General features: G+C 60.0%; 17 protein-coding genes. 12 read left to right on the top strand and 5 right to left on the bottom strand.

Annotated elements, in window-relative coordinates:
• Positions 1–177: 177 nt before the first annotated feature.
• The 6 genes from recC to yfiB all read left to right on the top strand — a co-directional run bounded on the left by recC (position 178) and on the right by yfiB (position 11872).
• A complete protein-coding gene (gene recC, locus AC0IXA_RS21375; protein ID WP_471814464.1) occupies positions 178–3630 on the top strand; it encodes an exodeoxyribonuclease V subunit gamma in 3453 nt (1150 codons plus the stop codon).
• Positions 3627–7313 carry an exodeoxyribonuclease V subunit beta gene (recB, locus tag AC0IXA_RS21370; RefSeq protein WP_471814463.1) on the top strand — a complete coding sequence of 1229 codons (3687 nt, stop codon included), beginning with the start codon at positions 3627–3629 and terminating at the stop codon, positions 7311–7313. The genes recC and recB overlap by 4 nt, the downstream gene beginning before the upstream one ends.
• Complete coding sequence (recD, locus tag AC0IXA_RS21365) at positions 7310–9418, top strand: exodeoxyribonuclease V subunit alpha (RefSeq protein ID WP_471814462.1); 2109 nt, start codon at positions 7310–7312, stop codon at positions 9416–9418. The genes recB and recD overlap by 4 nt, the downstream gene beginning before the upstream one ends.
• A 119-nt stretch (positions 9419–9537) precedes the next feature.
• Entirely contained in the window at positions 9538–10107 is a 570-nt protein-coding gene (gene yfiR / locus AC0IXA_RS21360) for a regulatory sequestration protein YfiR (RefSeq protein WP_024011482.1), read from the top strand.
• A complete protein-coding gene (gene dgcN / locus AC0IXA_RS21355) occupies positions 10104–11372 on the top strand; it encodes a diguanylate cyclase DgcN/YfiN (RefSeq protein ID WP_400556565.1) in 1269 nt (422 codons plus the stop codon). Before yfiR ends, dgcN begins: the two co-directional genes overlap by 4 nt.
• The gene (yfiB, locus tag AC0IXA_RS21350) at positions 11372–11872 is read left to right on the top strand and encodes an outer membrane lipoprotein YfiB (protein WP_400556563.1); all 501 of its coding nucleotides are present in this window, start codon (positions 11372–11374) and stop codon (positions 11870–11872) included. The genes dgcN and yfiB overlap by 1 nt, the downstream gene beginning before the upstream one ends.
• 132 nt (positions 11873–12004) lie before the next feature.
• Here yfiB and AC0IXA_RS21345 read toward each other — a convergent pair whose 3' ends face one another.
• Positions 12005–12703 (bottom strand): hypothetical protein, encoded by a 699-nt coding sequence (locus AC0IXA_RS21345; protein ID WP_471814461.1) that lies wholly within the window; start codon positions 12701–12703, stop codon positions 12005–12007.
• A 645-nt stretch (positions 12704–13348) separates the two neighbouring features.
• Complete coding sequence (locus tag AC0IXA_RS21340) at positions 13349–14296, bottom strand: LysR family transcriptional regulator (protein ID WP_471814469.1); 948 nt, start codon at positions 14294–14296, stop codon at positions 13349–13351.
• 148 nt (positions 14297–14444) lie between these two features.
• On the opposite strand from AC0IXA_RS21340, the gene AC0IXA_RS21335 reads away from it, so the two are divergent.
• The gene (locus AC0IXA_RS21335) at positions 14445–15971 is read left to right on the top strand and encodes a CoA-acylating methylmalonate-semialdehyde dehydrogenase (protein WP_110603515.1); all 1527 of its coding nucleotides are present in this window, start codon (positions 14445–14447) and stop codon (positions 15969–15971) included.
• Positions 15972–15981: 10 nt separating this feature from the next.
• Positions 15982–16869 carry a 3-hydroxyisobutyrate dehydrogenase gene (mmsB, locus tag AC0IXA_RS21330; RefSeq protein ID WP_122508176.1) on the top strand — a complete coding sequence of 296 codons (888 nt, stop codon included), beginning with the start codon at positions 15982–15984 and terminating at the stop codon, positions 16867–16869.
• A gap of 201 nt (positions 16870–17070) precedes the next feature.
• Here mmsB and AC0IXA_RS21325 read toward each other — a convergent pair whose 3' ends face one another.
• Both AC0IXA_RS21325 and AC0IXA_RS21320 read right to left on the bottom strand, forming a co-directional pair.
• The gene (locus AC0IXA_RS21325; protein WP_016770579.1) at positions 17071–17421 is read right to left on the bottom strand and encodes a cupin domain-containing protein; all 351 of its coding nucleotides are present in this window, start codon (positions 17419–17421) and stop codon (positions 17071–17073) included.
• Positions 17422–17511: 90 nt separating this feature from the next.
• Entirely contained in the window at positions 17512–18399 is an 888-nt protein-coding gene (locus AC0IXA_RS21320) for a LysR family transcriptional regulator (RefSeq protein WP_471814460.1), read from the bottom strand.
• Positions 18400–18631: 232 nt separating this feature from the next.
• Here AC0IXA_RS21320 and AC0IXA_RS21315 point away from each other — a divergent pair, with 232 nt between their 5' ends.
• Positions 18632–19396 (top strand): sulfite exporter TauE/SafE family protein, encoded by a 765-nt coding sequence (locus AC0IXA_RS21315; protein WP_471814459.1) that lies wholly within the window; start codon positions 18632–18634, stop codon positions 19394–19396.
• On the opposite strand, the gene AC0IXA_RS21310 is transcribed toward AC0IXA_RS21315, so the two are convergent.
• Positions 19386–19700: a putative quinol monooxygenase gene (locus AC0IXA_RS21310; protein ID WP_122602648.1), complete on the bottom strand. Its 315-nt coding sequence runs from the start codon at positions 19698–19700 to the stop codon at positions 19386–19388. The two genes, AC0IXA_RS21315 and AC0IXA_RS21310, sit on opposite strands and share 11 nt — an antisense overlap.
• A 180-nt stretch (positions 19701–19880) precedes the next feature.
• On the opposite strand from AC0IXA_RS21310, the gene mdaB reads away from it, so the two are divergent.
• From mdaB to AC0IXA_RS21295, 3 genes are all read left to right on the top strand, one after another.
• Positions 19881–20471 (top strand): NADPH:quinone oxidoreductase MdaB, encoded by a 591-nt coding sequence (gene mdaB / locus AC0IXA_RS21305; RefSeq protein ID WP_016771795.1) that lies wholly within the window; start codon positions 19881–19883, stop codon positions 20469–20471.
• Positions 20472–20577: 106 nt separating this feature from the next.
• Positions 20578–21489 (top strand): LysR family transcriptional regulator, encoded by a 912-nt coding sequence (locus AC0IXA_RS21300; RefSeq protein ID WP_122610788.1) that lies wholly within the window; start codon positions 20578–20580, stop codon positions 21487–21489.
• Positions 21490–21592: 103 nt separating this feature from the next.
• On the top strand, positions 21593–22486 hold the full coding sequence (locus AC0IXA_RS21295) for an NAD-dependent epimerase/dehydratase family protein (RefSeq protein ID WP_471814458.1): 894 nt from the start codon (positions 21593–21595) through the stop codon (positions 22484–22486).
• Positions 22487–22702 lie beyond the last annotated feature (216 nt).

Here is a 22702-nt window from a genome sequence, read left to right as displayed (position 1 = left end):
TGTGAGAGTAGGTCATCGTCAAGATTAAATTCCGAAACCCCAATTGCGAAAGCAGTTGGGGTTTTGTTTTGCCTGCGAAAAAGTTCTTACAGCCTTTGCAGACCACGTCCCGCTGTCACAGCCGGCCGACAATGCTAAGGTTCTGCCTCGGCTTCAGCGATCTTTCAAGGAATCCATATGTCGGACGCCCAGTCCCTCAACGTTGCATTTATGGTGGTTCAGAGCAACAGTCTCGATGAGCTGCGCAGCCTTGTGGTCAGCATCATGCGGCGCTACCCTCTGGCCCCCTTGGAAAATGAAATCGCTTTGGTGCAAAGCAACGGCATCGCCCAATGGCTCAAACTGGCATTGGCCGAGGATCCCGAAGACGACGACCTTGGCGGTTGCGGAATCGCTGCGGCGATTGACGTTCAACTACCCGGCAGTTTCATGTGGCAGCTCTATCGCATGGTATTGGGACGAGAAGAAATTCCGGCTAAATCCCTGCTCGACAAAGCCCCGCTGACCTGGCGCCTGATGCGCCTCTTGCCACAGGTAATCGACCGCGCCCATTTCGAGCCGCTGCAACGCTTCCTCACCCACGACAGCGATCTGCGCAAGCGCTATCAGTTGTCAGAGCGTCTAGCTGATCTGTTCGACCAATATCAGGTCTACCGGGCCGACTGGCTGGAAGATTGGGCTGAGGGGCGTCATCAACTGCGCAATGTCAGAGGTGAAATAAAGCCGCTGCCACCGACCAGTTGCTGGCAGGCCGAGTTGTGGCGAGCGCTGCTGGATGACGTCGGCGAACAAGGCATGGCGCAGAGTCGTGCCGGCGTCCATCAACGTTTCATGGAGCGCATCAACACTCTTGATGAGGCACCGGCTTCACTGCCACCGCGTGTGATCGTTTTTGGTATTTCTTCGCTACCCGCGCAGGTACTTGAAGCGCTCGCCGGTCTGGCACGTTTTAGCCAGGTATTGCTTTGCGTACACAACCCCTGTCGCCATCACTGGGCCGATATCGTCGCCGACAAGGATCTGCTGCGGCATCAATACAAGCGGCAACAACGCAAAAGCGGGATGCCGGTGGTCCTTGATGCCGAGACCCTGCATCAGCACGCACATCCATTGCTGGCCGCTTGGGGCAAGCAAGGTCGAGACTATATCAACCTGCTCGACAGCTACGACGATCCCAACAGCTACCGCGCAGCCTTTCGTGACGGACGCATCGACCTGTTCAGCGAAGCCCAGCCCCACAACATGCTCAACCAGCTGCAGGACGACATTCTTGAGTTACGTCCACTTAACGAGACACGCGAACTCTGGCCAGCGGTCGATTCAACCCAAGACCATTCAATACGTTTTCACATCGCCCACAGCGCCCAGCGTGAAGTCGAGATCCTGCACGATCAACTGCTGGCGCGTTTCAGTGCCGACCCGGATCTGCGCCCGCGAGATGTGATCGTCATGGTCCCGGATATCGACAGCTATGCACCGCATATCCGCGCAGTTTTCGGTCAGCTCGATCGATTTGACCCGCGCTTCATTCCGTTCACTTTGGCGGATCAGGGCCAGCGTGGCCGCGATCCGTTACTAATCGCAGTCGAGCACCTGCTCAAGCTTCCGGACAGCCGTTTCCCAGTCAGTGAGATCCTCGACTTGCTCGATGTTCCAGCCCTGCGCGCTCGCTTTGGCGTAGAAGAACGCGACCTGCCAACTCTGCACCGCTGGATCGAAGGCGCCGGCGTGCGTTGGGGCATGAGCGCCGAGCAACGGGCCGGTCTCGGTTTGCCAGAGGAACTGGAGCAGAACAGCTGGCATTTCGGCCTGCGCCGAATGCTGCTGGGGTACGCCGTCGGCAGTGCCGAGGCATGTGCAGGTATAGAACCTTACGATGAAATTGGTGGGCTTGATGCTGCCCTGATCGGTCCACTGGTGGCTCTGCTGGATGCCTTGGAAATCGCTCACCAGCAACTCACGCAACCGGCTCAACCGAAAGAGTGGGGGCTGCGTTTGCAAGCGCTGATGCAGGTGTTCTTCCAGGCGAGCAACGAGCACGACGACTACCTGCTGACCCAACTGGAAGAGCTTCGCGAAACCTGGCTGGAGACCTGCGAGGCGGTCGGGCTGACTGACGAACTGCCGCTGACTGTCGTGCGCGAAGCCTGGCTCGCCGGGCTGGATCAGGGCCGTTTGTCGCAACGATTCCTCGCCGGTGCGGTGAATTTCTGCACCTTGATGCCGATGCGTGCCATTCCTTTCAAACTGGTATGTCTGCTGGGCATGAACGACGGCGATTATCCCCGCGCGCAACCACCGCTGGACTTCGATCTGATGGGCAGCGATTACCGACCTGGGGATCGCTCACGACGTGAAGACGACCGCTACCTGTTACTCGAAGCGCTGTTGTCCGCACGCTCTCAGCTCTATATCAGTTGGGTCGGTCGCAGCATCCGTGACAACAGCGAACGACCTGCCTCGGTACTGATCGGCCAGTTGCGCGATCACCTCGCCAGCGGCTGGCGTTCAATCGACCCAAGCCAGGATCTGTTGGACGTGCTGACCGAAGAACATCCTCTGCAACCTTTCAGCGCCCGCTATTTCCACGAAGGCGAGCAACTGTTCAGCTACGCCAGCGAGTGGCAGGTGTTGCATCAAGAGAAAGCGCAGCAAAGCGAGGCGCCGTTACTCGCGCCGTATGTTCAGGAAGAACCGCTGACACTGGCTTTACTGCAGGACTTTCTGCGTAATCCGGTTCGGCATTTTTTCACACAACGTCTCAAGGTCTATTTCGAGGCGGCGCAAGCGCCGTTGGCAGATGAAGAACCTTTCGTGCTGGACGCCCTACAGCGCTACACGCTGAGCGACAGCTTGCTGGAAGCCGCACTGAGCCAGCCGGACAATATCGATCAGGCGCTGCAAGCCCGGGCGCTGCGCCTGCAAAACAGTGGTCTGCTGCCTATGGCCGGTTTTGGCGAGTGTCTACAGCGAGAGTTGATCGAACCGCTACCGGATCTTCTGCAGCGGTACCAACAGTTGCTGACGTTATGGCCGACTCCGTTGACCAGCGCAATCCCGGTCAGTCTCGACTTGCAAGGTGTGCGGCTGGAAGGCTGGCTCTCAAGCCTGCACCAACGTGCCGATGGCGGCCTGCTGTCAGTCACTACCATTCCCAACAGCATCGGCTCGATCAAAACGCGCAAGTGGCACCGGCTGACCAAACCGTGGGTCACTCATCTGGTCGCCTGCGCCAGCGAGCATGCGTTGACCACGGCATTGGTCGCCAGTGACGACACATTGTTGCTTGAGCCAATGGAGCGAGACCGAGCGCTGCGTTTCCTCGGCGACCTGCTTCTTGCGTGGCAATCAGGCATGCGCCAACCCTTGCCGATTGCGATAAAAACCGCGTTCGCCTGGTTGTCTCAAACTGACCCGGTCAAAGCCGAAGCCGCTGCACGAAAAGCGTATGAAGGTGACGGCCAGACCAGCGAGGGCGAGCGGCGTGAAAGCCCGGCACTGCTCCGGCAATATCCCGACTTCGATGCATTGTTGGCAGACGAAACCTTCACCGGCTGGTGCGACGCCTTGTACCGCCCATTATTCGAAGCGCCCTGGCGTTCCTTGTCCAGCGAAGGTGCGCGCGCATGAGTACGAAAACACCGTTGGCTCTGGCCTTCCCGCTGCGCGGCAGTCAGTTGATCGAAGCAAGCGCCGGCACCGGCAAAACCTTTACGATCTCGGCACTTTATCTGCGGCTGATTCTTGGTCATGGCGGGGAGACAAGCGGTTTCGCACGCGAACTGCTGCCGCCGCAGATCCTCGTAGTGACGTTTACCGACGCTGCCACCAAAGAGCTGCGTGAACGCATTCGGACACGCTTGGCTGAGGCCGCGCGATTCTTCCGCGGTGAAATCACTGCCCCCGACGGACTGATTGCCGAGCTGCGCGATCAGTTCGATCCGCAGCAATGGCCGGGCTGTGCCAACCGCCTCGATATCGCCGCGCAGTGGATGGACGAAGCCGCTGTCTCGACCATTCACAGTTGGTGTCAGCGCATGCTGCGTGAGCATGCGTTCGACAGCGGCAGCCTGTTCACGCAGTCGCTGGAAACCGATCACAGCGATCTGCTCGGCGAGGTGCTGCGCGATTACTGGCGCCTGTTCTGCTACCCAATGCAGGGCGATGCGCTGAACTGGGTGCGCAGCAATTGGGGTGGCCCCGCAGCGCTGTTGCCTCGGGTACGCGGCTTGTTCGCCAGCGAGCGTGACACCGCTGAAGGCAAGGTGCCGGCGGAGCTGATCGCCGAATGTTTGCTGGAGCGGCGAGCGGCGTTGGTCGAACTGAAAATGCCTTGGCGTGACTGGGCAGACGAGCTGCTTGCTCTGTGCCATGAGGGCGTGGCCAGCAAAACCGTCGATGGCCGCAAGATGCAGGCGCGTTATTTCGAGCCCTGGTTCGACAAGCTCAAGACCTGGGCCGCAGACGAGGCGCTTGAGCAACTGGACATTGGCACCGGCTTCACTCGTCTGACACCCGATGGCATGGCCGAAGCCTGGAAAGGCCAGGCCCCGAGTCATCCGGGGCTGGACGCCATGTCCGCACTCAAGTCGAGCCTCGACGCATTGCCGACACCCGATGCCGCTGTTCTGCAACACGCCGCCAAGTGGGTCGGTGCACGCTTTGAAGAGGAGAAGCGCCGTCGCGCAGAAATGGGTTTCGACGACATGCTGCTGCGTCTGGATGCCGCGCTTCAAACGGAGGGCGGCGAGCGATTGGCCACACTGATCCGCGAGCAGTTCCCTGTCGCGCTGATCGACGAATTCCAGGACACCGATCCGGTGCAATACCGCATCTTCGAAAGCATCTACCGCATCGAAGACAATCACCCTGACACCGGCCTGTTCCTGATCGGCGACCCTAAGCAGGCGATCTACGCCTTTCGTGGTGCCGACATCTACACCTATCTGCGCGCACGTCAGGCCACCACCGGCCGCTTGCATACGCTCGGCACCAACTTCCGCTCCAGCCACGGCATGGTGACAGCGGTCAATCACGTATTCGAACGCGCCGAGTCCCGAGAGCAAGGACGCGGCGCGTTTTTGTTTCGCGAGAAAACCGGCGAAAACCCGGTGCCGTTCCTCCCGGTCGAGTCTCAGGGGCGCAAGGAAACGCTGCGGATTGCCGGGCAAGACGTCGCGGCACTGAATGTCTGGCTGTTGTCTGGCGATCAGCCGCTGTCCGGCGCGGTCTATCGCCAGCAAATGGCCGCCGCCTGCGCCAGTGAAATCACCGCACTGCTCAATGGCGGGCAAAACGGTAGCGCTGGTTTTGTTCAGGCAGATGACTTCAGAGGTCTGCGTCCTTCTGACATCGCGATCCTCGTCCGCGACGGTAAAGAGGCGCAGGCCGTACGCGCCGAACTCGCCGCCAGAGGGGTGCGCAGTGTTTATCTGTCAGACAAGGATTCCGTGTTCGCCGCGCAAGAGGCGCACGACCTCCTGGCGTGGCTGAAGGCTTGCGCCGAACCCGATGTCGAACGCTCGCTCAAGGCTGCGCTGGCCTGCACCACCCTGAACCTGCCGCTGATCGAGCTGGAGCGCCTGAACCAGGATGAAATGGTCTGGGAAGCCCGGGTCATGCAGTTCCGCGGCTATCGAGAGCTCTGGCGCAAACAGGGCGTGTTGCCGATGTTGCGACGCCTTCTTCACGACTTCCACCTGCCGCAAACCCTGATGCAGCGCAGTGACGGCGAGCGCGTACTGACCAACCTCTTGCACCTCTCGGAACTGATGCAGCAAGCCGCTGCTGAACTGGACGGCGAGCAAGCATTGATCCGCCATCTGGCCGAGCTGCTGGCACTGTCCGGTCAGGCCGGTGAAGAGCAGATTCTGCGTCTGGAAAGCGACGAGCAACTGGTCAAGGTGGTGACCATCCACAAATCCAAGGGCCTGGAATATCCGCTGGTATTCCTGCCATTCATTTGCTCGGCGAAACCGGTGGATGGCAGCCGCTTGCCGCTGCATTACCACGACGCTGCGGGCAAGGCGCAGATCAGCCTCAAGCCGACTCCCGAGTTGATCGCTCTGGCTGACGATGAGCGTCTGGCCGAAGATCTGCGTCTTCTGTATGTCGCATTAACGCGCGCGCAGCATGCCTGCTGGCTGGGCGTCACCGATCTCAAGCGCGGCAATAACAACAGCTCGGTGTTGCATCTGTCGGCGTTGGGTTATTTGCTCGGTGGCGGTGCCGCTTTGGGCGAGTCCAGCGAATTGAACCGCTGGCTGCGGGATCTGCAGCAAGACTGCGCGGCGATTGGCATCGGCGAAATGCCTCAGCCCACTGATGAGCATTACCAGCCGCCGCGCAATGAAGCAGTGCTGCGAGCGACGCTACGTCCCAAGCGCAAAGCCAGTGAAAACTGGTGGATCGCTTCCTATAGCGCTTTGCGCATCAGCGACGTATTGAGCGTCGGCAGCGATGAAGCACCGGACAGCCCGCAGGCGCAAAAGCTCTTTGACGATGAGCGCCTCGACCCCGACGCGCCACGAGAAATCATCAGCGGTGGCGCCGATATCCACCGTTTTCCTCGCGGACCGAATCCCGGCACGTTTTTGCATGGCTTGCTCGAATGGGCGGGTGCTGAAGGTTTTTCGGTTACCCGCGAAGCGCTGGAAGATGCGATTGCCCGGCGTTGCAACCTGCGCGGCTGGCAAGGCTGGATCACCACGCTGACGGACTGGCTGCAGCATTTGCTCAAGTCGCCGTTGCCGATCGCGGGCGGGCAACCGCCGGTGGTTCTTGAGCAACTGAAGCAATATCGCGTCGAGATGGAGTTCTGGTTCGCCAGTCACAAAGTCGACGTGCTCAAGCTCGACGAGCAGGTGCGCCAGCACACCCACAATGGCGTGGCTCGTGTTGCGGCAGAACCGGTACAACTCAACGGCATGTTCAAGGGCTTTATCGACCTGACCTTCGAGCACGCTGGCCGCTATTACGTCGCCGATTACAAATCCAATTGGCTCGGCGTGGATGATCAGGCCTACACCGTGCAGGCGATGGAGCAGTCGATCCTCGACAACCGTTATGACCTGCAATACGTGCTGTATCTGCTGGCACTGCATCGCCAGTTGAAGGCGCGGCTGGCGGATTACGATTACGACCGCCATGTCGGCGGGGCGCTTTATCTGTTTCTGCGCGGCACGCGTGCGGAAAGTCGCGGCGTGTACTTCGTGCGTCCACCACGGGAATTGATAGAACGCCTCGACCGGATGTTCCAGGGCAAACCCGAACCCAAGTCCGAACCCGCCTGGGAACAGGGAGTCCTGCTATGAGCCGCACATTCGCCGATCTGCTGCCGACGCCGCTTGAAGCGGACAGCCTGTCGAAACTCTCGCCGCTGACCCGCGCCGATGATTTGCTGTTGTTGCTGAGCCGTTGGGTCGAGCGCGGTTGGCTGCGCGCGCTGGACCGCGCCTTTGTCGCTTTCCTGCATGAACTCGAGCCCGAGACCGATCCGCTGGTGCTGCTGGCGGCGGCGTTGACCAGTCACCAGCTCGGCCATGGTCATGTGTGTCTGGATTTGTTCGAAACCCTCAAGGCGCCGGATTTTGCCCTGTCATTGCCGCCCGAAGGCGATGTGCAGGGCGGTGTGTTGTTGCTGCCCTCGCAATTGCTCGAAACGCTCGATGGAGCCCATTGGTGCAAAGTGCTGGCAAGCAGCTCGCTGGTCGCGCTGGCCGCCGATGCCAGTGAACCAGCGCAGACACGTCCGTTGGTGCTGTCCTCGAAACGCCTGTACTTGCGCCGCTACTGGACCTACGAACGCCGCATCGATGCAGCGTTGCGCCAACGCTTGATGCAACAGGAGCCGACGCCGGATGATCTGCCGCCGCGTCTGAACGAATTGTTCGGCGGCGCGGAATCCGCAGATGTCATCGATTGGCAAAAACTCGCCTGCGCCATCGCTACGCGCAGCGCCTTCAGCATCATCACTGGCGGCCCGGGCACGGGGAAAACCACTACCGTGGTGCGCTTGCTCGCGTTGCTGCAGGCACCGGCCGTCGAGGCTGGCCATCCGCTGCGCATTCGTCTGGCCGCCCCGACCGGCAAGGCCGCTGCACGTTTGACCGAGTCGATCAGTCAGCAAGTGCAATCACTGCAAGTCGCCGAAGCGGTGCGCGCGGCGATCCCCAGCGATGTGACCACCGTGCACCGTTTGCTCGGCAGTCGACCGGGCACCCGGCATTTCCGTCACCATGCCGGCAACCGCCTGCCGCTGGATGTGCTGGTGGTCGACGAAGCTTCGATGATCGACCTGGAAATGATGGCCAACCTTCTCGACGCCATGCCGGCCCATGCGCGGTTGGTATTGCTGGGCGACAAGGATCAACTGGCCTCGGTCGAGGCCGGTGCGGTGTTGGGCGATCTGTGCCGTGACGCCGAGGGCGGTTGGTACAGCCCGCAGACGCGGCAATGGCTGGAGTCAGTCAGTGGCGAGTCGTTGCAGGGCAGCGGTTTGCATGAGGACCGCGACGGCACCCACCCGCTGGCGCAGCAAGTGGTGATGCTGCGTCACTCGCGCCGTTTCGGCGAGGGCAGCGGCATCGGTCAGCTTGCGCGCCGGGTCAATCAGCAATTGGCCGATGAAGCGCGACAGTTGCTCGCGGCCGGCAGCTACGACGACGTGTATTCGCTGCCGCTCAAAGGCGAACATGATCAGAAGCTCGAACGCCTGTTGCTCGAAGGTCACGGCAACGGCCCGCAAGGTTATCGCCATTACTTGAGCGTACTGCGCGATCAGCGTCCATCATCGACGCGGCCTCTTGAGCATGCGGACTGGACCGATTGGGCCCGGGAAGTCTTGCAGGCGTTCGATACGTTCCAGTTGCTGTGCGCGGTGCGCAAAGGGCCGTGGGGCGTTGAAGGTCTGAACCAGCGCATCACCGCTGCGTTGCTCAAGGCGCGTCTGATCGAGAGCGATCAGCAGTGGTATGAAGGTCGGCCCGTGCTGATGACTCGTAATGACTATGGTCTGGGCCTGATGAACGGCGACATCGGCATCGCCCTGAAACTGCCCGAGCGTGAAGGCGCAGAGATCGGCAAAACGGTTCTGCGCGTGGCTTTTCCGCGTAACGATGGACAGGGCGGCGTGCGCTTCGTGTTGCCGAGTCGGCTCAATGATGTCGAAACCGTGTACGCCATGACGGTGCACAAGTCCCAGGGTTCGGAGTTTGCCCACACGGCGCTGATCCTGCCGGATGCGTTGAACCCCGTGCTGACCAAAGAACTCATCTACACCGGAATCACTCGCGCCCGACACTGGTTCACCTTGATCGAGCCACGTGCCGGCGTGTTTGAGGAAGCGGTGCAGCGCAAGGTCAAGCGTCTGAGCGGGCTGATGCTGGAACTGGAGGAGGGCGCCGAGTCTCAGGGATGAAGTGCTGAATGACCGACAACGATTACTGACCAACCGGTCAGAGGCAGGCGCCTCGCTGGTGTTCTGGCGCTGTGCTATCGTTGCGGCATCATTTCGTTACGCTCCAAGAGAATCCCTCCATGAAGGTGGCCGTCTGGGCGACACAGCGTGTGGTGGCCTGCCAGCACGCATTGCTGATCGTTTTGCTCTGGTTGTTCACGGGCAGCGCCATCGCCCAAGCGCAAACCGGGCCGGCCGAGCAACGGGCCAAAGCGGTCACGCAAGTGGTGCTTGGCATTCTCAGCTATGCACGCTGGCCGGTGGAACCGGCGCAGTTGCGCCTGTGCATCGTCGGCCCCACCGAATACACCGATGACCTGGTCAAAGGCACCACCCAAGCCACGGGCCGGCCGGTGGCTGTGCGGCGTCTGCTGGCGGACAACCCGGGCATCGTCAGCGAATGCGATGCGGTGTACATCGGCAAGCTCACCGCCGATGAACGCAGTCGTCTGTTTGCATCGTTGATCGGGCATCCGGTGCTGAGCATCAGCGAAGCCGACGATCAATGCACCGTCGGCAGTCTGTTCTGCCTGCGCGTTGGCGATGAGCAAGTGTCGTTCGAGGTCAATCTCGACTCCGTGGCTCGCAGTGGTGTGCGCATACACCCCAGCGTGTTGCAGTTGTCCCGTCGCAAAGCGGCGGCGCCATGAAGCTGTTCAGTTGGAAGGCTCGTCCCACCCTGGGCTCGGTCATCGGCCGTGGGCATTTGATTGTCGCGCTGGTGGCGGTGGCGATGGCCAGTGTTTCGCTGACCCTGCTGGGCGTGCTGGCGCTGCGGGTCTATGCCGATCACAACCTGCACTTGATCGCCCGTTCAATCAGCTACACCGTCGAAGCGGCCGTCGTGTTCAATGACAAAGCGGCGGCAACCGAAGCGCTGGCGATCATCGCTTCCACCGAGGAAGTGGCAGATGCCCGAGTGCTCGACGCGCAAGGCCAATTGATCGCGCAATGGCAGCGCGCTGAAACCGGCTTGTTCTCCGAGCTGGAAATGCGGATCGCCCGCGCCATACTGGAAAAACCGGTCAGCCTGCCGATCGAGCATCAGGACCGTGAGATCGGTCGCGTCCTGCTCATCGGCCACGGCGGCAGCCTGATGCGCTTCCTGCTCAGCGGCCTGGCCGGGATTGTGCTGTGCACCGCGATCAGCGCCTGGGTCGCGCTCTATCTGGCGCGGCGGCAGTTGCGCGCGATCATCGGCCCGTTGCACAGCCTCGCCGCCGTCGCCCACGCCGCCCGTAGCGAACGAGCGCTGGATCGGCGCGTGCCGCCGGCGCAAATCGCCGAACTGGACAACCTGGGCAACGACTTCAATGCCTTGCTCGGCGAACTCGAGTCCTGGCAAACCCACCTGCAGAACGAAAACGAAACCCTCGCCCATCAAGCGACCCACGACAGCCTCACCGGGTTGCCCAACCGCGCGTTTTTTGAAGGCCGCTTGATGCGCGCCTTGCGCAACGGCAAAAAACACGATGAGCGGGTCGCCGTGCTGTTTCTCGACAGCGACCGCTTCAAAGGCATCAACGATAACTTCGGCCACGCCTCGGGCGACGCCGTGCTGGTGGCGATCGCCAATCGCGTGCGAGCGCAATTGCGCGAGGATGATCTGGTCGCGCGGCTGGGCGGCGACGAGTTCGCCGTGCTGCTCGCGCCCCTGCACACGGTCGAAGACGCTGAGCACATCGCTGACAAGATTCTCGCCAGCATGGACATGCCGATCACCCTGCCCGGCGACAGCAGTGTGGTGACCTCGCTCAGTATCGGCATCGCCGTCTATCCCGATCATGGCGCCACGCCGGGAGCCTTGCTCAACGCAGCCGACGCGGCGATGTATCAGGCCAAGCGCCTGTCGCGCGGCGCGCAATTCACCGCCGGGTCGGAGCGCCCGGTCGATTCCGTTCACACCAGGAGCTGATGCCCGTGTTCACTCTTCCCGTTCGACTTTTTTCCGCATTGCTGATGATCGCCGCGCTGACCCTGAGCGGTTGCCAGACCGCCCCGCAGAAAGGCCTGACACCGGCGCAGGTCGCCGTGCTCAAACAGCAGGGTTTCGAGTTGACCGACGACGGCTGGGAGTTCGGCCTGTCGGGCAAAGTGTTGTTTGGCAGCGATGTCGAAAGCCTGAACGCAGCCAGCACGGAAATCGTCGAACGCATCGGCAAGGCGCTGCTCGGCGTGGGGATCGAGCGCGTTCGGGTAGATGGCCATACCGATGCGTCGGGCAAGGAAACCTACAATCAGCAACTGTCGCTGCGCCGGGCCAAGAGCGTCGCCAACGTCCTCGCCACGGTCGGCATGAAGCCGGAGAACATTCAGCTGCAAGGCCTCGGCAGCAGCGAACCCGTGGCCTCCAACGACACCGCAGCGGGGCGCACGGAAAATCGCCGGGTGTCGATTGTGGTCAGCGCCGATTAGCCGGCGACTCGTACACTTGAGCTTCATCTTCAAGGGAGTAAAACTTCAGGCTTAACTAAACTAAACTAAACTAAACCGAATAATTTCGAGTTTAGTCTGGACGTCTTATTTGTGAAAGTTGGTGTGCAGCGTTCATGGTTTCTCAGGCTCAATTTGTTCGTCGTTCAGTTCGTTTATGGTTTGCCAAAATTTGTTGAAGTTTAAGTTGTCGCCGCTCATTGTTTCGGGGATTCTTTCTCGAATTATCTGGTTGAATTCATCTGATACTTTTATTACCTCATCGCCAATGTTTTTTTCGGAGAAGTCTGTGTGTTTTTCTGCTTCTATAGCAAAAAGTGTAGTATTGAATGCTCCTATAATGAAGTTTATATCGACACCGTATTTTGTGCTGAGGGTGGGGAGTATTAGGCTTTCTACTTGGTCTATGGTGTAACCTCTTTTTGCACCTTCGTATATACAAAGAATCATAAGAAATACAATGGTTCTATCTGAGCCGAGTATTGATGTTGTTTTAATATCGTCGCTCGCATCTGCTCCATCTTCAATCGAATCTCGAGGCTGCATGGACTGCGAAAAATTAAGTTCTGATGTCAATTTGCTAACGCTGCCGAGAACCTCTTTTGTAGTACTTGTGTTCTCAATGACTTTTGATGCGAGGTCGCCAACCAAGCCGTTTACCTCTTGAGATGCGCAGTGAATTATTTTTCCAGATTCGGTGATCTCGTTTCCGGCGACGATTAGTCTCTCTACCTGCTCTCTGATTTCCACAACACTAGTGCTCTGGGAGATTGATTGAACGAATGAATATATAATTGCGATCAAGCCCAGCATTATCGATACTAACGTTCCGGCGAATGAGACGTACCCTAGGGCGTTAGGGCTATTTCCAAATTGATAAGATACCCAATGAACGAAAAATTGAATCAGTGATAAGATCGCTATTACTAAGCACCATTCTCGGGTGCTGAATTTTTGTTTTCTTTCTGTTGGATTCATAATGTTTATGCTTCTGGTTGTGTGATGGCTTATTGATGTTAATGGGGTGTGCTCGATTTTGCAATCTAGGATTCGAGTGGTAAAGGCAGTTTAATAATCATTTAGAGGTCACCTTGAGCATCCGATGCGCTCCACAATAACGTTTGTTAATCATTAACTATTGATGCCTAATGCTAGCATTGGAGCCGAGTGATTCGTTAGGGAGCTATTAACCGATTAATGATATGTCTGTGAATGTGATTCCAAAAATTTTTCCGGCGCCAACGCAGTGAACCTTCTCTCAGGATTTAGTAGAAATTTTTGAAACCTCATCTCATTGACTTGCTCTCAATTTTCCTTCCTGTATACCTTGCGCAGGTGCCGACACGAGTCGGCCATGGGAAGGCTTATCTCACTCAAGCGAGCGACTGGACGGGCCTTTCTTTTACCGAAACTCTGTCGGGTCGTTGGGGAAGATCGCCTTGCTCTCTCTGTAGATTTTCAGTCTGCGAATCGAAGGTCTCGCGTTTCGCCCAGTAATAACGGGCGATTTAGCTCAGTCACCTCGCGGATGTAATCCCACAACAACGTAATCCGCTTCAACTTGCGCAGATCCTCCCGGCAGTACATCCAGAACTGCCGGGTGATGTCGATTTCCTCCGGCAACACCGGCAGCAATCGTGGATCCTGCGCGGCGAGGAAGCACGGCAGGATCGCCAGCGAGCGGCCCTGCTGCGCGGCGACGTATTGCGCGATCACGCTGGTGCTGCGCAAATGTGCGCTGGCGCCGGGCAGCACGTTGGCCAGGTAAAGCAGCTCTGAGCTGAACGCCAGGTCATCCACATAACTGATGAATTGATGCTTGCTCAAATCGGCCGGGCGGCGGATCGGTGGGTGTTTGTCGAGGTAGTTCTGGGTTGCATACAGCTGCAAGCGGTAGTCGCAGAGTTTGCAGCAGACGTACGGCCCGTGCTCCGGCCGCTCGAGGGCGATGACGATGTCGGCCTCGCGCTTGGACAGGCTGATGAAGTGCGGCAGCGGCAGGATGTCCACCGAGATCGCCGGGTAGGCGTCGACGAAATGGCTCAGTTGCGGGGTGATGAAAAAACTGCCGAAGCCTTCGGTGCAGCCCATGCGCACATGGCCGGACAGGGCCACGCCCGAACCCGAAACCTGCTCGCAGGCCATGTGCAACGTGCTTTCGATCGACTCGGCATAACCGAGCAAGCGCTGGCCTTCAGTGGTCAGGACGAAGCCGCTGGTGCGGGATTTTTCGAACAGCAATGTGCCGAGCGCCGCTTCCAGCGAACTGATCCGTCGCGACACCGTGGTGTAATCGACGGCCAGGCGTTTGGCGGCGGTGCTGGCCTTGCGGGTGCGGGCGACTTCGAGGAAAAACTTCAGGTCGTCCCAGTTCAGCGAGCCTAGCGAGGTGATGTTTTTTTGCATGATGGTCGGGCTTATATGTGCGTTCTTATTAGAAGTTTGCACATCTATACTCCAAAAACAGTCCGACAACCATTCTGGACACACGCCTCATCTCAAGGCGAACCTTTCGCCTTGGCTCCTACGATAAAAACAAGTTCTGGAGACCAGCATGAACGCATCGCTTACGCCCAACGACACCACGCTGCAAAAGGTCAAACTGCTGATCGATGGCGAATGGGTCGAGTCGCAGACCACCGAGTGGCACGACATCGTCAACCCGGCCACCCAGCAAGTGCTGGCCAAGGTTCCGTTCGCCACCGCCGCTGAGGTCGATGCCGCTGTCAGCGCCGCCCAGCGCGCCTTCCAGACCTGGAAACTGACCCCGATCGGCGCGCGCATGCGCATCATGCTCAAGCTGCAAGCGCTGATCCGCGAGCACTCCAAGCGCATCGCCGTGGTCCTCAGCGCCGAACAGGGCAAGACCATTGCTGATGCCGAGGGCGATATTTTCCGAGGTCTGGAAGTGGTCGAGCACGCTTGCTCGATCGGCACCCTGCAAATGGGCGAATTCGCCGAGAACGTCGCCGGCGGCGTCGACACTTACACCCTGCGCCAGCCGATCGGCGTCTGCGCCGGCATCACGCCGTTCAACTTCCCGGCGATGATTCCGCTGTGGATGTTCCCGATGGCGATCGCGTGCGGCAACACCTTCGTGCTCAAGCCTTCGGAACAGGATCCGCTGTCGACCATGCTGCTGGTGGAACTGGCCATTGAGGCTGGCGTTCCGGCGGGCGTGCTCAACGTCGTTCATGGCGGCAAGGATGTGGTCGATGGCCTGTGCACGCACAAGGACATCAAAGCCGTGTCGTTCGTCGGTTCGACCGCTGTCGGCACCCACGTTTATGACCTGGCCGGCAAACACGGCAAACGCGTGCAGTCGATGATGGGCGCAAAAAACCACGCCGTGGTACTGCCGGACGCCAATCGCGAGCAAGCGCTGAATGCGTTGGTCGGTGCCGGTTTCGGTGCCGCCGGGCAACGCTGCATGGCCACCTCGGTGGTGGTGCTGGTCGGTGCCGCAAAACAGTGGCTGCCGGATCTGAAAGCGCTGGCGCAAAAACTCAGGGTCAACGCTGGCAGCGAGCCGGGCACCGATGTCGGTCCGGTGATTTCGAAAAAGGCCAAGGCGCGGATTCTCGAACTGATCGAAAGCGGCATCAAGGAAGGTGCCAAGCTCGAACTCGATGGTCGCGACATCAGTGTGCCGGGCTACGAGCAGGGCAACTTTGTCGGCCCGACCCTGTTCTCCGGTGTGACCACCGACATGCAGATATACACCCAGGAAATCTTCGGCCCGGTGCTGGTGGTGCTGGAAGTCGACACCCTCGATCAGGCGATCGCGCTGGTCAACGCCAATCCGTTCGGCAACGGCACTGGCCTGTTCACCCAGAGCGGCGCGGCGGCGCGCAAATTCCAGACGGAAATCGACGTCGGGCAGGTCGGCATCAACATCCCGATTCCGGTACCGGTACCGTTCTTCAGCTTCACCGGCTCGCGCGGTTCGAAACTCGGCGACCTCGGCCCGTACGGCAAGCAAGTGGTGCAGTTCTACACGCAGACCAAAACGGTAACGGCGCGCTGGTTCGATGACGACAGCGTCAACGACGGCGTAAACACCACCATCAACCTGCGCTGAGGATTCGATCATGAAAATCGCATTTATCGGGCTGGGCAACATGGGCGCGCCGATGGCGCGCAACCTGATCAAGGCCGGCCACTCGTTGAACCTGGTCGACCTGAACAAAACCGTGCTGGCGGAACTCGAGCAACTGGGCGGCAGCATTCGTGCTTCGGCGCGTGAGGCTGCCGAGGATGCCGAACTGGTGATCACCATGCTCCCGGCCGCTGTGCATGTGCGCAGTGTCTGGCTGGGTGAGGAGGGCGTGCTCGCCGGCATTCGCCAAGGCGTGCCGGCGGTGGATTGCAGCACTATCGATCCGCAGACCGCCCGCGACGTTGCTGCGGCCGCCGCCAAACACGGCGTGGCCATGGCCGATGCGCCGGTCTCCGGCGGCACTGGCGGCGCGACCGCCGGCACGCTGACCTTCATGGTCGGCGCCACCCCGGAACTGTTCGCCACCCTGCAACCGGTGCTGGCGCAGATGGGCCGCAACATCGTCCATTGCGGTGAAGTCGGCACCGGCCAGATCGCCAAGATCTGCAACAACCTGCTGCTGGCGATTTCGATGGTCGGCGTCAGTGAGGCGATGGCGTTGGGCGATGCGCTGGGGATCGACACCGGCGTGCTGGCCGGGATCATCAACAGCTCGACCGGTCGCTGCTGGAGTTCGGAGATGTACAACCCGTGGCCGGGCATCGTCGAAACGGCGCCGGCCTCGCGGGGTTATACCGGCGGGTTCGGTGCAGAACTGATGCTCAAGGATCTCGGGCTGGCGACGGAAGCGGCGCGGCAGGCGCATCAACCGGTGGTGCTCGGCGCGGTGGCGCAGCAGTTGTATCAGGCGATGAGCCAGCGCGGTGACGGCGGGAAGGATTTCTCGGCGATCATCAACAGCTATCGCAAGCCGCAGTAATCGCGGTCGGACCTTTGTGGTGAGGGGATTTATCCCCGTTGGGTTGCGCAGCAGCCCCCTGGATTGTGTCAGGTAAACCGAGTGCTCAGGGTTTGCGACTGGTCCGCAGTCGAGCGGGGATAAATCCCCTCGCCACAGGTTTTAGCAACGCCGGGACATTTGCCGGGAAATCACGTCGGGTGATTTCCCGGCTTTTTTGCATCAGGCGAAGACGAAATATTTGCGCACGGTCTCGACAACTTCCCACGTGCCTTTCATGCCCGGCTCAACGACGAAGATATCGCCGGCGCGCAGGTGGATCGGCGCCATGCCGTCCGGGGTGATCACGCAGTAGCCTTCCTGGAAATGGCAGTACTCCCACTTCACATAATCGACGCGCCACTTGCCCGGTGTGCAGATCCAGGTGCCCATGATCTTGCTGCCGTCTTCGCTGGTGTAGGCGTTGAGGTTGACGGTGTGCGGGTCGCCTTCGAGTTTTTCCCACTTGCAGGCGTCGAGTACCGGCAGCGGGTGAGTGTCGCGCAGAACGGTGATAGGGGCGGTCGCGGTCATAGGGACTCCGGGCAAGTGGACTTGAGAATTGAAGTCGCACCCTATAGCGCCCGGTTGTCGCTCAGTTGTCTGGGGTCGACATCGGAGTGCTCAGAAACGCGCAGCGATGAGCGCTTGTAACAATGCCTGGGCATAACCCGGCAGCGCGGCGAAGTCTCTCGCGCAGAGCAATAACCTGCGACGCGCCCATGGCTCATTCAGAGTCACGCACTTGAACTGCTCGAGCATCGCGCGTTGGACAGCGGCCAACGGCACGATGGCCAGGCCGGCACCACGGGCGACCATGCGCATTGCGCCATCAAAGCCATCGGCGCGAATGCGCACCTGCATTCGCGCGCCGCTGTGCAGCGCCTGTTCTTCCAGATAAATCGCCAATGCGCTGTCGGCGCTCAATCCGACAAAGTCGTGCTGCAACGCGTCGCTGAAACTGACCTCGGCGGCGTCAGACAACGGGTGATCGAGCGGCAGAATCAGCACCAGCGGATCGTAGCGAAACGCTTGAGTCTGTAGGCCGTTGGTGTCGACCGCGTCGGAGACGATGCCCAAGTCCGCTGCGCCTTCGCGCAAGGCATGGGTGATCCGCGCGCTGGGCAGTTCCTGTAGATCGATGTCGAGATTGGGATGGATGCGCAGGAAATCCGCGAGCACTTCCGGCAGGTACTCGGTGATCGCCGTGGTGTTGCACAACAGTCGCACCTGGCCTTTGACGCCTTGCGCATAATCGGCAAGGTCCTGCTGCATGCGTTCGGCCTGTTGCAAAAGGATGCGCGCATGGCGGGCGAGGGCTTTGCCGGCAGGCATCGGGGTGACGCCACGCCGACCACGTTCGAGGAATTCGGCGCCCAGCGAGGCTTCCATCGCGCGGATTCGGGCGCTGGCGGCGGCGAGGGACAAGTGGCTGCGGGCAGCGCCGGCGGTGATGTTACCGGTGTCGAGAATGTGCAGGTAGAGGCGCAGGTCGGTGAGGTCGAAGTGCATGGGGTTTGCCTCTGATTTTTATGGTGTGTGGGCTGGCCCTTTCGCTGGCAAGCCAGCTCCCACGGGTTTCTTGTTGATCTCTAAATGGATGAACAACCGAGATTCTGTGGGAGCTGGCTTGCCAGCGATGAGGCCAGATACATCACTGCAAAGATCAGCCTCTTGCAAAGGAAGAGGCTGCCTCAGTATATGGCAGATTTTCCCCCAGCCCGGATCAGTGCACATTACCCTAATGCACACACTAACCGACTTCTACCAAACCCTCGGCCTGACCCTGTCCCTGCTGGTCATCGCCACCTTCTTGCTCGCCGGCACGGTCAAAGGCGTGATTGGCCTCGGCCTGCCCACCGTCGCCATGGGTCTGCTCGGTCTGGCTATGGCGCCGGCGCAGGCAGCCGCGCTGTTGATCATTCCGGCGACCCTGACCAACCTCTGGCAACTGGCCTTCGGTGGCCACCTGAATAGCTTGATCAAACGTCTCTGGCCCATGCTGCTGCTGATCTTCCTCGGCACCGGCATCGGCACCCTGTGGATCGGCATGGCCGGCGGCCATTGGGTGGTGCGCGGACTTGGCGCGGCGCTGCTGCTGTACGCATTGAGCGGACTGTTTCTGCCGACTTTGCACGTCAACCCGCGTCATGAACGCTGGCTCGGCCCGCTGTGTGGCCTGATCACCGGCGTCATCACCTCAGCCACCGGCGTCTTCGTGATTCCAGCGGTGCCGTACTTGCAAGCGCTGGGGCTGAGCCGCGATGAGCTGGTGCAGGCACTCGGCCTGTCCTTCACGGTTTCGACCCTGGCGCTGGCGCTCGGGCTGCTCTGGCACGGCGCACTCGGCGGTGGCGAATTGAGCGCCTCGCTGCTGGCGCTGATCCCGGCCATGCTCGGCATGTGGCTTGGCCAATGGTTGCGTCAGCGCATCAGTGCGGTGCTGTTCAAGCGCGTGTTCTTTATCGGACTGGGCGCGCTCGGCGCCCATTTGCTGATCAGCGGCTAGCCGACGATTCGCTGAGCATGTCGATCGGGCGGATATCGAAATCACGCTCCAGATAGTCCATGCGTTTGGCGAAGAACGCTTTCATGTGCGGCAATGCCGAGTGCTCATCCAGATGCGCCTGGCTGGCCCAGATCTCGTAGAAGATAAACAGCGTCGGATCCTGCTGGTCGCGCAGCATGTGGTACTCGATGCAGCCCGGTTCGGCGCGGCTCGGCTCCACGTAAGCACGGAACAGCGCTTCGAATTCGGCGGCTTTTTCCGGGCGGGTTTTGGCGTGCAGGATGAAACCCTGGCGTTCACTCATCACAACTTCCTCAAAGCAGAAAGCGGCGATGCTACGGCAACAATTGGCGATCGATTCGTGCGTTTTGATCAAATGTATTTTGCGCCGACGTGGCTGTTTCCGCGCGAGATCGATGGTTAATCTGCGGCCATTCCAATTCCTGTTTCAATCCAGCCTTGAAGGCTGCGCCGAGGTTTTTCGATGAAAAAAGTCCTGCTGCTCAATGGCGGTAAAAAATTCGCCCACTCCGATGGCCGCTACAACACCACCTTGCACGAGACCGCGCTGAGCGTGCTCGATCGCGGCGGTGTCGACGTCAAGACCACCTTCATTGATGAGGGCTACGACGTTGCCGAAGAAGTGGCGAAATTCCTCTGGGCCGACGTGATCATTTATCAGATGCCGGGCTGGTGGATGGGCGCGCCGTGGACGGTGAAAAAGTATATCGACGAAGTTTTCACCGAAGGCCACGGCAGCCTCTACGCCAGCGACGGCCGCACCCGTTCCGATGCTTCGCAGAAGTACGGCAGCGGCGGTCTGATTCAGGGCAAGCAATACATGCTGTCGCTGACCTGGAACGCGCCGCAGCAAGCCTTCGATGACCCGACTGATTTCTTCGAAGCCAAAGGCGTGGACGCCGTGTACTTCCCGTTCCACAAGGCCAACGAGTTTCTGGGCATGACCGCGCTGCCGACCTTCCTCTGCGTCGACGTGATGAAGCGTCCGAATATCGACAATGATGTAGTGCGCTATGAGCAGCATCTGACTGAGGTGTTTGGCCTCAAGGCTTGATGGGTTTCGGGCTACTATCCGGGTACAGCAAAAGATCGCAGCCTGCGGCAGCTTCTACAGGGGGCATGGCTACAGGCTGCGATCGGCGATTCCAGCGAGGACACCCGTGAAAGCCAGATCCGATGAGTTGCAGATTTTCGTCTGCGTGATCGAGTGCGGTTCGATTTCCGCCGCCGCCGAGCAGGTCGGCCAGACGCCGTCGGCCGTCAGTCGCACGCTGTCGAAGCTCGAAGCCAAGCTCGACACCACGCTGATCAACCGCACCACGCGACGCATGGACCTGACCGAGGAGGGCAAGTATTTCTTCGAACAGGCCAAGCTGATTCTCGACCAGATGGATCAACTCGAAGAACGCCTGTCTTCGCGCCAGCAGACCCCATCCGGACGCCTGCGCATCAACGCCGCCTCGCCGTTCATGCTCCACGCCATCGTTCCCTACATCGACGAATTCCGGCAGCTGTACCCGGACATCCAACTCGAACTCAACAGCAATGACCTGATCATTGACCTGCTGGAACAAAGCACCGACGTCGCCATCCGCATCGGCACCCTCGCCGACTCGACGCTGCATGCGCGTTCGCTCGGTTGCAGTCCGTTAATGATCGTCGCCAGCCCCGCTTATTTGAAAAAGCACGGCGCGCCACGCCAAGTGGCGGATTTGAGCGAACACACGTTGCTCGGCTTCACCCAGAACGAAGGCCTCAACCAATGGCCGCTGCGCTATGTGCACGGCGACCGCTGGCCGATCAGCCCGGCGATCAGCGCTTCCAGCGGCGAAACCGTGCGCCATTTGGCGCTGGAAGGGCAGGGCATTGCCTGCCTGTCGCACTTCATGACCATCGACGACATCCGTGCCGGGCGCCTGAAAGTCCTGCTCGGCGAATTCAACAGCGGCTACCGCCAGCCGATCAACGCCGTGTACTACCGCAACTCGCAACTGGCGTTGCGCATCCAGTGCTTCCTCGACTTTATCCAGGGCAAACTCGCCGCCTACGCCAGCGCCGAATTCAAAGGCTGATTCGTGATCCCTGCGCAAGAGTGAATTGGCCGAGGGCGGGTTTTTCGCCTGGGTTCATCGGTCGATACTCGCTGCATTACTTATTCACGCAGGGAGTTCCTCCATGAACGTATTCGTCACTGGCGCTGCCGGTTTCATCGGCGGTTCCATCGCCACCGGCCTGGTGCAGGCCGGGCACAACGTCACCGGCCTGGTGCGCAGCGCGGAGCAGGCTGATGAGCTGAAAGCATTGGGCATGAACGCGGTAATCGGCACCCTTGATGACAGCCAATTGCTGGCGCAACAGGCCCGTGCCGCCGATGCCGTCATCAACGCTGCCAGCAGCGATCATCGCGGTGCGGTTGCAGCGTTGCTCGACGCTTTGCGCGGCTCGAATAAAGTCTTTCTGCACACCAGCGGTTCGAGCATTGTCGGCGACGCTTCCGGCGGCAAATCCAGCGATGACATTTACTACGAGGACAACCTGCCGGAGCCGACTGTCGACAAGGCCGATCGCGTAGCCATCGACAACCTCGTGCTCGCGGCGGCGCAGGATGGCGTGAACTCGGCGGTGATCTGCAACACCCTGATCTACGGCCACAGCCTGGGCGTCAACCGCGACAGCGTGCAATTGCCGCGACTGCTGAAACAGGCGCGCAAAAGCGGCGTCGTTCGCCACCTCGGAACAGGGCAGAACATCTGGTCCAACGTGCACATCGAAGACGTCGTCGCCCTATACCAGCTGGCGCTGACCAAAAACGTGCCGGGCACTTTCTACTTCGTCGAGAGCGGTGAAGCCTCGTTCATCGACATGACCACCGCCATGGCCGAAGCCCTCAATCTGGGCGAACCGCAAGACTGGCCATTGCAAGACGCCGAAGCCGAATGGGGCTACGAAATGGCCAACTACGGCCTCGGCTCCAACAGCCGCGTCCGCGGCAAACACGCCCGCGACCTGCTGGGCTGGGCGCCGAAGCGCACGTCGGTGGTGGAATGGATTCGTAACGAAATGGTGTGAATCCAGCGCGCACCGAGTGAAGCCATTCGCGAGCAGGCTCGCTCCCACAGGTTGACCGCGTTCTACCTGAAGGAATGCGATCAAAACTGTGGGAGCGAGCCTGCTCGCGATTGCGTTGGGTCAGTCAGAGAATCATGTTTTGACCCACCGCAATCGCGAGCGGCTCACTCCTACAACTTGACCGCGTTCTGACTGGAGAAATGCGATCAAAAACTG

It is taken from the genome of Pseudomonas sp. AC083, assembly GCF_979253165.1.
This window is presented reverse-complemented; position numbering and strand designations above follow the sequence as displayed.